The sequence below is a fragment of the Oceanobacillus polygoni genome (assembly GCF_008304605.1).
Taxonomy (GTDB): Bacteria; Bacillota; Bacilli; order Bacillales; family Amphibacillaceae; genus Oceanobacillus; species Oceanobacillus polygoni.
This window is the reverse complement of sequence record NZ_PIJY01000021.1, coordinates 66552-78801: the sequence shown is the minus strand read 5'-3', so window position 1 is coordinate 78801 and position 12250 is coordinate 66552. Positions and strand designations below refer to the sequence as shown.

Annotated in this window: 10 protein-coding genes and 1 pseudogene; 2 read left to right on the top strand and 9 right to left on the bottom strand. The window is 37.2% G+C overall.

Annotated features, from left to right (window positions below):
* Positions 1-351: 351 nt before the first annotated feature.
* The 9 genes from rbsK to F1560_RS08135 form a co-directional block, all read right to left on the bottom strand.
* Complete coding sequence (rbsK, locus tag F1560_RS08175) at positions 352-1251, bottom strand: ribokinase (protein WP_149474145.1); 900 nt, start codon at positions 1249-1251, stop codon at positions 352-354.
* Positions 1252-1266: 15 nt separating this feature from the next.
* Positions 1267-1413 (bottom strand): hypothetical protein, encoded by a 147-nt coding sequence (locus F1560_RS22410; protein WP_245347558.1) that lies wholly within the window; start codon positions 1411-1413, stop codon positions 1267-1269.
* A gap of 228 nt (positions 1414-1641) precedes the next feature.
* Positions 1642-1833 carry a hypothetical protein gene (locus F1560_RS08165; protein ID WP_149474144.1) on the bottom strand — a complete coding sequence of 64 codons (192 nt, stop codon included), beginning with the start codon at positions 1831-1833 and terminating at the stop codon, positions 1642-1644.
* Between the two features lie 537 nt (positions 1834-2370).
* Positions 2371-3864, bottom strand: a complete 1494-nt coding sequence (locus F1560_RS08160; protein ID WP_149474143.1) for a tagaturonate epimerase family protein — start codon at positions 3862-3864, stop codon at positions 2371-2373.
* Positions 3865-3903: 39 nt separating this feature from the next.
* On the bottom strand, positions 3904-4914 hold the full coding sequence (locus tag F1560_RS08155; RefSeq protein WP_149474142.1) for a zinc-binding alcohol dehydrogenase family protein: 1011 nt from the start codon (positions 4912-4914) through the stop codon (positions 3904-3906).
* A complete protein-coding gene (locus F1560_RS08150; protein WP_245347559.1) occupies positions 4892-6400 on the bottom strand; it encodes a tagaturonate reductase in 1509 nt (502 codons plus the stop codon). Before F1560_RS08150 ends, F1560_RS08155 begins: the two co-directional genes overlap by 23 nt.
* Before the next feature lie 33 nt (positions 6401-6433).
* Complete coding sequence (locus F1560_RS08145; RefSeq protein WP_149474141.1) at positions 6434-7717, bottom strand: TRAP transporter large permease; 1284 nt, start codon at positions 7715-7717, stop codon at positions 6434-6436.
* Positions 7718-8200, bottom strand: coding sequence for a TRAP transporter small permease (locus F1560_RS08140; RefSeq protein WP_149474140.1), 483 nt, complete (start codon positions 8198-8200; stop codon positions 7718-7720).
* Positions 8201-8249: 49 nt separating this feature from the next.
* Positions 8250-9269 carry a C4-dicarboxylate TRAP transporter substrate-binding protein gene (locus tag F1560_RS08135; protein ID WP_149474139.1) on the bottom strand — a complete coding sequence of 340 codons (1020 nt, stop codon included), beginning with the start codon at positions 9267-9269 and terminating at the stop codon, positions 8250-8252.
* Between the two features lie 608 nt (positions 9270-9877).
* Between F1560_RS08135 and F1560_RS08130 the strand changes: the two genes are divergently transcribed.
* Both F1560_RS08130 and F1560_RS08125 read left to right on the top strand, forming a co-directional pair.
* On the top strand, positions 9878-10876 hold the full coding sequence (locus tag F1560_RS08130) for a LacI family DNA-binding transcriptional regulator (protein ID WP_149474138.1): 999 nt from the start codon (positions 9878-9880) through the stop codon (positions 10874-10876).
* Between the two features lie 178 nt (positions 10877-11054).
* Positions 11055-12075 (top strand): annotated as a pseudogene (locus F1560_RS08125) (DEAD/DEAH box helicase); the annotation flags it as partial.
* Positions 12076-12250: the final 175 nt, after the last annotated feature.

Below are 12250 nucleotides of genomic sequence, written 5' to 3'. Positions count from 1 at the left end.
CACTTGTTTTTCACAAAAAACAACATAGTAATCTATTTCATAATACTGTTTAGTCAACAAAGCACCGATATTAAAGAAACTTAACAGACTTATAGGCTAAAAAATGAGACTGGGACATAACTAAAGTGTTTAATGTTAAAGACGAACGACGCACAAAATTAGCGTAGGAAATATACGTAGACTCCAGCAGGAGGAAAGGCATAGGTGAGACACCGTAGTGCGATAGCAGAAGGGGGCTCACCAGCCGCCTTTGGATGCGCGAAGTATATTTCCGGAGCGAGTTGTTTGCAACAATCATGTTCGGTTTTTATCTCATAAAAAAACTTTTGTCCCAGCCTCATTTTTCCACTTCTATATCTTAGTATCAGTTGAATCTTTATCCTTAAGCCGATCTAAAACTTTTTCCAATGAAGGCATGCCACTTTGTGCACCCTGTTTTTCGACCGAAATAGAAGCACTTGCGTTGGCAAATCTCACTGCCTCCTGGATACCCATTCCTTCCGCCAATGCAAAAGCAAAACTTCCGTTAAACGTATCGCCAGCACCCGTCGTATCCAAGGGAGTGGTTTGAAAGCCTTTAATGAATATATGCTTTTCACCATCATAATAGCGAGCACCTTGATCTCCCAAAGTAACAATTAACTTATTTGGATAAAGTTCTAATGATTGTTCCATATTTCCACCAAAAATACTGATACATTCCGATTCATTCGGGGTAAGATAAGTTGCTAATTCAATGAATTCCTCTTTAAAGTTATCAACTGGCGCGGGATTGAGTACAACAGGAACGTCATGTTGTTTACATATTTCCAACACTGCATGAACTGTTTCAGATGGTATCTCAAGCTGTATGACGACAATTTCACTTTGAACAATCTCCTGTTTAACACGTTCAATTTCATTACATGTCAATAAATTGTTTGCCCCTGGAACGACAATGATTCGATTATCAGCCTCAGAAACAATGATTGTAGCAATCCCTGTTGTTTCATTCGGAAATAAGAACACATTTTCTGTTTTTACGTTTTCCTGTTTTAATAATGCAAGTGCCTTTTCTCCATATCCATCCGTACCACATGCACCAATCATCTGGGCTTCCTTGCCTAATCGTGCAATAGATACGACTTGATTTGCTCCCTTACCACCAAAATAGGTGGAAAAAGAGGTTCCTAACTTTGTTTCTCCAATTTCCGGTACATGATTTGTTTGTACAACCAAATCCATATTAATACTTCCGACGACGGTAATCATATTATCACCACTAACCTAATACTTTTTGAGTGCTTCAATCATAAGCTGCCAAAAGCCTTCCGTGTCAAGTTTTAAGCCAAACTTTGCATTAACACTTCTACCTGAAACCCCATGCAGATCAATTAAGGTCGTTCCTGCTGTGAACTCACCTTTCGTTTCCACCGTTATGTTTACATCCTTCATTGTAAACAATTTTGGAAACTTCGTTATCTATTGTGTTCACTTGATCAATCACTTTTTTTGTTGCCAGCGCTTGATGTGTTATGTCAAGATGACAGTGTATGACATTGCACCTTCTCTTGCTCGCAAATAGCTACCAATTCCTGGCTAGACCAATTATAAAAATCCTGAATCTTTTGATTAGAACTAATAATATCTATAGACTTCCCCTTATATTTCCATCGGGTGATGCAAATAAACTTGAATTCCTTGAGCTTTCAAAGCACGTACGACTTCTACGATTTCTTCCCGATGATACAAACCTTCTTCTACTAAATGTAATTCCATAATTTCCGGCCCATATTGTAATCGATTTTCAATTTGCAAAGGATCTAACGAAGCCTTCAACCGAATATTTTGCATGGTATGACTCCCTTATACGGTTTATCTCCTTATCATTATATCAAGTCAATGGCCGGAGAAATTCTAAATTGATAATTCTTTAGGAAAATTTAATGTCTTCACCCTATGCTTGATTTTCTTTCTGCTGATTGCTTAACTCACAAATCAATCTCATTATAGAAAAGTCCTCTAGAAAGATTCTAGTGGACAAATGGTAGCCAACCAAAGACTTATTGATTACTCAAAATGCTAATATGTGACGAATCTTCTTAATCATCTCATCTTTTGTTGTATAGCCATAGGCGATTGTGCTTCCATCTATAAAAGGAGTATATTTGAAGTAAATAGGAGAATTAATTCTATTATTTTATAACTTGTAATGTAGTGTAATTCTGCCCCATTGACCTTGCATACGGGTAATAATGTCCATTAATTACAAATAAAAAAGCTCCTCTTGCAGAAGAGGAAACATACTTGTTTCCAAAACTTCCACAAAGGAGCCACACAAAGAAATAACTTTATAAAACTCAATAATGGAAAAATTGGGAATGAAATCAATCAAAACCCTAATAAATCTACGTGTTTTCCAATATGCTTCCCTAATGCTGTACGATACTCCTTTTCTTGTTCATCCAGCGCTTGAAAGAATTCATCTTTAAATAGGTAAGAATCTTGTTCATCCTTTGCTGTTAATAATAGACCGTATGTAACGTGGAACACTTGCCTTGCCGCATCGTTATTCATATATTCCCGTAGTTGTTCATCTGTCACATTTTCAAGTGGGCGAATGCTTTCTAGATCTGGTGTTACATGATAATAATTTAATGCCTCTTCAAAGTTTTCAAGTGCAAACACATGCATTCTTCTGTATAAATCTGGCTTTGTATTAGCAATTACTCGAACTGCTTCAAGCCAATTAGTGCCGGCTGTTTTAACATGCAAGATCCCTTTAGTATGCTTTGCAATAATTGGAAATACCGCAAATTTATCGCTGCCTGAATGAATACTAAGCTTGTAGCCAAAGTAAGTTGCAATTAAAGCGTGTTCACGGAGTTCCTTTTCAAACTGCTCGATATCACCAATATAGTCGATTCCTTTTTGAAATTCTCCACAAAATCTTGGTGCAAGACTTGTAACATCCACCTGATTTAACATTAATTCATTTGCAACGAAGAAATGTTCTGCTGGTGACGTAATTGTTTCAGTTTCATCGATAGAAATTTCAAAATCAATATCGCGTTCTTCTTTGCTAATATACGTATTATAAACATGAACCATGTAACCAATAGCCTTTCCATAAACGAGCACATTTTTCATCAATTCAAGTTCGTCAAATGTGAGTGAAATGCCAGTTAGATCAAATGTTTTATTTAAATAATTTTTCTCATAATAATCCTTTGTTTCTGCTGGCAGTTCCATATAAGCATTTCGAATTTCCTCTGGAGTTGCGCTTGAAACGCGGTTGTCAATATAATCTGAGCAATCTAGTGTCAACATTGACATACCGATTGAAAGTGCATGTTCGATATCGGATTCTTCTTTCAAGTGATCTCCATCGGCACCAAATCCGTCTTTATAACCCTCTTGGAAAACTGCAAAACTAGCAGCATCAACGATATCCGTCATCGTTCGATTCGTGAGATTTAATTCCCGAATACTTTGTTGAGCAAGGATTGGCTTAATTTCCCGGTTTCTTAGTGTTTCAATATGACCGGTGGAAGCCAAACCTAAGCGATCACCTAATCCCATTGTTGCGATATCCTTACCAAATGCTTTTGGTACCGTATACTCAAAGTATTGATTGAGAACTAAACGATTTTCATGTATAAGTGGACATACCTTTCCTTTTCCTTCAACCTGTTCTCCGTATAACTCATCGATCAAATCTCCCTCACCAACAGCTAATAGCTTCTTCTCACCTGAATCTTTGATCATTACAAGACTTACATTCTTATATTTCGTAAATGATTGCTTGTATACTTTAACATCCGATAAGTTCAAGTCTAAATCCTCTGCTTCTAACCCTTTCAACACTGTAACTAATTGTTCCATTGATAAACAGCCCCTATCCCATTATATTTATATTCAAATTCACTCACCTATAGCAATTAATGTTTTATTCGTTGTGAAACTTCCCGCTTCAAAAAATGACGGTACCTGATCAAATTCAATACGATTGGTGACATAGGAATCCTTGACTAGCCCTTTGGATAAACAGTCAATAACATAATTGAAATCTTCTTTTGTTGCGTTTCTACTAGCCATTAATGTCAATTCCTTCGCATGAAAATCAGGGTCAAAGAAACTAATCGTATCTTTCACAAGTCCAACATAGATCAGTTTCCCACTATGAGATACATACTCAAAAGAACTCATCATTGAATGCTTATTTCCGGTTGCATCTATGACAATCGTCGGTAATTCTCCTTGATTCACATCAAGAAGTTCCTGATAGGCAGCCTCCCCTGCTACCACAGCATGATCGCAATCTGCCCATTCCTTGCAAGTATGTAATCGTTCTTCACTGAGATCCATAATGACAGTTGTTGCTCCCGCCAATTTCGCAAAACGAGCAGCCCCCATTCCAATCGGCCCGGCACCGACAATTAGTACAGTTTCTCCCTCTTTTATTTCAGCTCTTCTTACCGCATGTGCACCAATACTTAACGGTTCAACAATTGCCGCTTCTTCTAAGGACAAATCACTTACTACAAAGATATGTTCCGCTGGAACTGCTAGATATTCTGTCATTCCCCCGTCACGATGAACCCCAATTACCTCCATATTTGTGCAGCAATTTTCCCTTCCATTCCTGCAGGCGACGCATTTTCCACAATTTACGTATGGAATAACGGTAACAGTATCTCCCTGTTTGACAGACCCCACATTCGCTCCGGCCGTTTCTACGATTCCTGAAAGCTCATGACCTAATACACGTGGGTATTCAAAAAACGGCTGATTTCCACCATATGCATGAATATCTGTCCCACAGATTCCAATGCGTTTAATGGCTATAAGCACTTCATTTTCCTTAATTGAATGTTGTTTATCCTTTATTATGATTTCCATTTCATTTGGTCTAGTACATACTATTGTTTTCATTACTTTGCCCCACTCTCTTTTTTTCTAAAGCTGACTGCATACCTAGCTGATCGATAAGCATAAAATCAGTTGCAATTGCTTCGTAAAGCTCATTCAATTCTTCTTCCTTTTCTAAAAAGTCTTCTTCTATTACTCTTTTAATAAAAACTACCAATTGTTCCTTTAAGTGATCATTGGAATGATAAAACCTCTTAAACATCTCGATCGTCTGTTCATCATCGGTAATGCTATAACCAACCTTCTCATTTACTCCTTTGTAAAAATAAAGAAGGGAGGCAAATGAAAATATCAATCGTTTCGGAAGTAACTCATATTCTTTCAGGTATGCATATAGGCTTGGCCACACCCGGCTTTTAAACTTTGAATATCCATTTAGGCTAATGTCAATCAATTTGTGGTGTAGATACGGATTTGTAAATCGCTCATATAGTTGCTCAATATAATTTACGCTTGCATTCTTTGCCAGTGGATCCATCGTAATGGCTACTTCTTCGTGCAATGCATGATCAATAAATTGGAACAAATTCTGATTCTGCATACCTTCACGTACAGTTTCGAGACCGCTTAAAATCCCTATTGGCGCGAGCATCGTATGTGCACCATTTAATAGTTTTACTTTTAACTCTCGATAAGACTTTATGCTGTCGAAATGAACATTCAGTCCTGCCTGTTTCAAAGGCAATTCCGTTTCTAACTTAGAAGGGCCTTCGATAACGAATAAATGGTACGGTTCCGCTACTGCCAATAATTCATCCCTATATTGAAGCTCTTTGTAAATTTGCTCTGCCTCATTTGCTGGAAATCCAGGGACAATCCGATCAACGAGTGTATTACAAAATGTACAAGCACTATCTATCCAATCAATAAATTCAGTCGGTAGTCTCCAATCCATAGCTTTCCGAATACAAATATGCCGTAATACCTCTCCATTGTTATCAATAAGTTCACAGGGAATGATTGTCCACCCCTTTTCCCTGTCTCCCTTAAACGTCTGGTACCGGTGATACAGTAAAGCCGTCACTTTTCCTGGATACGAGACTGGACTTTGATCCGGATTAAATTCCTCTGGATGATAAACGATACCTGCCTCCGTCGTATTTGAGAACAGGAATGAAACCTGTTCTTCTTCGACTAACTTCAATAGACTCTCCCATTCCGTATAAGGATTGAAACCCTTCGTGATAGAATCGATAATATGTCTTTCTTCAATGGATTGACCATTTCTAATTCCTTTTAAAAATAAGGTAAAAAGTCCCTCTTGTTTATTTATCTTTTGTGTTGTCTGATCTCCAGGGAGCGCTTGTACCGTCGCAATACTTCCATTGAAATCTGTTTTTTGATTCATGGCAGAGATCATCCAATCAATGAAAGAGCGAATAAAGTTCCCATCTCCAATTTGTAGTGCCTTTATAGGATGATCTCCTGCAGACTGTGAACCTGGTAAGCTTTTTAACACGTCCCTTTTTAGCGCTTTCATTTCAGTCATATGATTACCTCCTTTCATCTAATAACCTTCCACCTATTCAAAAATTGTTGGTAAAAACATAGAAATCTGTGGAATAAAGGCTATTAATAGACTTGCAATGATTAATAAGATAATGAATGGAATACTTGCCTTAATGAAATCCTCAATCTTCGTTCCTGTAATTGAGCTCGTAACGAACATAATCGTTCCTACAGGAGGGGTGATTGTACCTATACTCAATGTAAGGATAAAGAATATACCGAAGTGTACAGGATCGATTCCATATTCTCCCAACATCGGAAGAAATAATGGCGTTAATATAATAATTGCCACATTTCCTTCGACAAACATCCCAATGATCAATAAGAACAACAGAATCATGATGAAGAATAATGCTGGTGTAGAGATAAGCCCTGTAATCGACTCCGCCATCATTTGTGGTACCTGCTCCAATGTGAGCACCCAGCCAAATGCCGTTCCTGCAGCAATTATTAATAGAATTCCTGCCCCTGTATGTACCGTTTCAACAATCGACTTTATTAAATCTTTTAAACTCATCTCTCGGTAAACAATTAATCCGATCACCAAGGCATACAAAACGGCAATCGCTCCGGCCTCCGTTGCACTGAATATTCCAAACCGAATTCCTCCGATAATAATGATTGGGAAAAATAATGCTAAAATAGCATCCTTCAATCCTGAGAAAAATTCCTTTGCCGTAGCCTTTGCCTTTTTTTCCGTTTCAAGATTATGTTTCTTTGCATAGAAATAAACGTAAATCATCAATAATATAGCCAAGGTGATTCCTGGCAGAATACCTGCCATAAATAGATCTCCGATGGATACATTTCCGACATATCCAAACATAATTAAAGCAATACCTGGTGGAATAATTGGTGTAATAATCGATGATGTTGCTGTTAATGCAGTTGAGAATGCCCGATCATATCCTTTTTTCTCCATTGAAGGAACAAGCATTTTAGATTGCATCGAAGCATCTGCTATGTTAGACCCTGAGAGACCACTCATTAATACACTTAGCGTTACGTTTACTTGGCCCAAAGCCCCCGGCAATGGACGCGTAATAATTTCAGCAAAGTTAAGCAACCGTTTCGTTATACCGGTGTAATTCATCAATATACCGGAAGCCATAAAGAATATTATCGCCATTAATGGGACAGATTCTAAGCCACTAATCATCCTTTGAATTAACACCATACCTTCAAAGTCATTAGCAAATATAAAGTAAATGGCGACACTCGCGATAATCGAGAATGCGACCGGTACATTAATAAAAATAAGTACCAATAAAGATATCATCATAATAGTTAAAGCCATTTAGATATCCCCTTTCTGCGGCAATTCATTTTGAAAGGATTTAATTATGTTTCTAGTAAAATGGTAAGCAATAAGTATACCGCCGATTGGTACCGCAACATCAATCCATATATAGCTTACTCGTAAGGACGGGGTCACCTTATCTCCTGCTTGCATAGCAAGTTCTGAACCTAAGTACATAAATACATAGCCGAACACAAAATAAATTACTACCATTCGGATAAATTTCATTACTTTTTGTATACTTAATGGCAGCCGTTTCACAAAGTAATCAATCCCAATATGCCCATTCCTTTTCATTGTGGAGCTTGCTCCTATAAAGACGAGCCACACATATAGAGCAAGCGATACTTCTTCAGCCCAAAGAATTGGCATATTAAATATATAGCGAAAAATTACATTGATGATGGTTATGCTTATCACTCCAATAAGCGCTATTGAAGCGATGAAGTCGTCTATATTATTAACCCCTTTTTTCCACATACATACACCCCACCCCTATTTACTTAACCTAGTAGGTCTTCCAATTGGATTACTGTTCCTCAACTAAGGATTGAACAGTTTTATATAGGCCATCTGTCCATTCAGGAAATGATGTATAGACGGATTCTGCCCTTTCCTTAAATGGTTCTAAATCTACTTCATGTATCTCTATCCCTTGTGCAACAAATTCTTCCAATACTTTTTCATTCTCTTCCATCATCACTTCTCTTCCATATTCCGCCGCTTCAATACCTGTTCGTTTTATAATCTCTACTATGTCTTCAGGAAGTGTATCCATGAATTCTGTCCCTGTAATCCACGGACTCATTATCTTTGTGTGTTCAGTCAGTGTTAAATGTTTCGCAACTTCATTTGTTTTTGAACCAGCTAATACTGGCAAAGGGTTCTCCGCTCCATCGATTAGCCCTTGCTGCATTCCTGTATATGTATCAGACAAAGGCATTGGTGTTGGTGACGCACCAAAAGCTTCAAACGTTTTTATATACATACTATTATTAGGAACTCGAATCTTTCTCCCCTCCAAATCCTCTGGGGACTCCACTCGATCGACTGTCATGAGGTGTCTCTCCCCATAAATCGTTGTTGTGTTAACGATTTCAATACCTTCCGCATTTAATTGACCTTCCAGATCACCGAACCAATCCGTAGTGGTCAGTTCTAATAATTGATCGAAGTCATCTGTTAAATATGGTGCAGTTAAAATCCCCGCATCGGGAACATAGTCCATTAAAAAATCATATCCCGTAAAAATAATAACGTTATTTCCCATTATCGCTTGCTCGACAACATCTTTTTCAGACCCCAGTTGTGAGCTTGGATAAATGTTTAGCTTTAGTCTTCCATTACTCTCTTCTTCCGCTAACTCCTTCCACTTCTCAGCAAGTTGTCCAATAGGCTCACTCGGCTGATTCCCATGTGCAATATTCACAACAATCAACCCTTCATCTAACCCCTTTCCCGATGAGCGTTGTACCTCGCCACAGGATGCAAGTAAAAGAATACAGGTTCCAAGGATACTAATAATTAACCAACGTTTACTACCTTTCATAACCATTCCCCTCTCCATTTATGAAGCTCCTTCCTGCCCCGTCTTCCTATTATTTGATAAGCAGCACACCTATTTATACACCCTTTTATAATTGAGTAAGTAACTTAATCCACGGTTTATATACAATTCCTCTCTACGTTACCCTCTCATTAATCACCACCTTTAACTGCAACACAATTAATAACAACGTTGTTATTTTTATCAAAAAGATTAATCAAGCTGGAGAATGAGGCAATTTCCAACAAATTACTTGATTACCTTTTCTATGAAATTTCTTCTTTCTGTACATAATTTAATTAACTAGCCTACCACAACATTTATAGAACTCGTTTTTATTTATTAGATAAGTATTATCAGCGCTTACAAAAGTGAAAGAATCTAAATGGGAGTTGAATACAACGCTTTCATTTAGAATTGGACGCAATTTCTTTGATTCTAACTAACATAAAGATTTTTAATTTATAGATGCTAGATTAACTTGCTTAAAATAATGAACTCAATGTTTTTAAAGTTCATTATTAACAACGTTGTTATTTATGATATACTAACTATTATAAAATTGCAATAGATTAATAATAATATAATTCAGGAAAATTAGGTGATAGACAATGAACGTTACAATTAAAGATATAGCTAATGTTGCAGGAGTTAGTTACTCTACCGTATCCAAGGCTTTAAATAATAGTCCCTTAGTAAAGGAAAACACGAAAAGGAAAATTATTAAAATTTCACAGGAAATGGGATATAAGCCTAATTTCGCTGCACGAAGCCTTGTATCAAACCAAACCAAAATTATTGGTCTTATTTGGCCTACCATAGAAAGGATTGTTTTATCAACTTTAGTAACAGAAATAAGTAACCAAATAAATAAAACTTCCTATTCAATGATTCTTTCCGTTGATCCGGTGCAAACTTCATTAGAAACCTTCAGGCGTTTTCAAGTAGATGGAATTATACTGTTTGAAGAAAATAACGATGAATTCGATGCTTCCCAGTCTTCTGCATTACTATCTTATGGGGTAACGAGAAAGGATGACCGCAACTATCCGAAGATCGACCCAAATCATGAACAAGCAATGCATATGGCTGTCGAATATTTAGCTATGTTGGGACACACACAAATAGCTTATATTGGTGACTTATCTTCTATAGACCCGATGCAGATTCAGAAATATAAAGGTTTTAAAAAGGCAATCAAACAGCATGGTCTTTTCTTGAATGAGGATTACTTAATAGATACAGAAGGACTTGACTGGTATAACGGATATACTGCTACAGGTAAATTATTCAAAATGACTAATCGACCGACAGCGATTGTAGGTGGGAGCTACGATATTAGTGGTGGAATCATTCGTGCGATGAAGGAAAGAAAGCTACATATCCCTAATGACTTCTCTATTATTAGCTATGATAATGTTCCGCAGATGGCTAATATGGAATTCCCCTTAACATCGATTGGGGTACCAGTTGGCGAATTAGCTGCCGAAATTGTAAAGTCCATTATTAAACTTGTGGAATCTGAAGAAATGAATAGTATTGATGTCTATAGTAATAAAATGATGCCGAAATTAAATTTAAGAAGCTCCTGCGCCCGGCCTAGACTGTAGGGGCTGATTTGGGGCAACTCAAAATTTATATTTTAATTTTGAGTTGCAGAAATGGCTGGTTTTCTTATTGTACTTTGAGATATAACAGCAATGTTATAAAATTTGTATAAGAAGATGTTAGAGGTGGATAGTATCATCTTCATCCCCCTCTTCTACCTTTAATTCTACAGCCTCTAAATCCCTCGATAAGATTCGCTATCTTGTCATTGATGAAGCAGACGAAATGTTGAATATGGGATTTATTGAACAAGTAAAAGCAATTATTAATAAGTTACCAAAAGAAAGGGTTACCCTGTTATTCTCGGCTACCATACCAGAAGCAGTGAAAAGCCTAGCACAGAAGTATATGAAAGACCCGATTGATATTGCAATAAAAGCGTCTGGACTGACAACGGATAAAATCGAACATCTTCTTTATAACTTTCCTGAACAGGGTAAACTCTCCTTGCTTAAAGACATAACGATTGTTGAAAATCCAGACAGCTGCATCATTTTTTGTCGTACAAAAGAAAAAGCAGATACGCTGTGTGATGAATTAACCGATTCAGGCTATAGCGCCGATAAAATCCATGGCGGTATGGAACAAGACGATCGTTTAGCAGTAATGCATGATTTTAAAAAGGGAGAATTCCGTTATTTAATTGCGACGGATGTGGCTGCAAGAGGAATTGATATTGAGAATATTACCCAGTCATTAATTATGATATCCCATTAGAAAAAGAAAGCTATGTCCACCGAACTGGCAGAACGGCACGAGCAGGCTTGAGCGACAAAGCGATTACCTTGGTAACGCCATTTGAAGATCGCTTTTTGAATGAAATAGAGGAATATATTGGTTTTACAATTCCAGCGAAGCATGCACGGCAATGGAAGACGTTACACGTAATAAACCTGCTTTTAAGGAAAAAATGAACAAGCGACCAACCTTAAAAAAATCTAAAAGTGAACAACTAAATAAACAAATTATGAAGTTATATTTTAATGGCGGAAAGAAAAAGAAGCTTCGAGCAGTTGATTTCGTTGGCACAATTGCAAAAATAGATGGTCTAGCAGTAGAGGATATTGGTATTATTACAATCCAAGATACGGCATCTTTCGTGGAAATATTAAATGGAAAAGGGCCACTTGTGTTGGAAACGATGAAGCATACGAAAGTAAAAGGTAAATTGTTGAAAGTGTATGAAGCGAATAAGAAATAAGAAGCAGACCGTTCTCTTATAGACAAAAACACTCACTTGCTACTTTTGTGAGTGTTTTTATTTCTGGAATGATTCCTTATGCAAATATCGGTGCCATCCCTACCTTACCTGGATTAACCAGGGAAGCAGGAAGCTCAAAAAGTTAATATCGCCAAGCTGAAAAATCACTAGATTT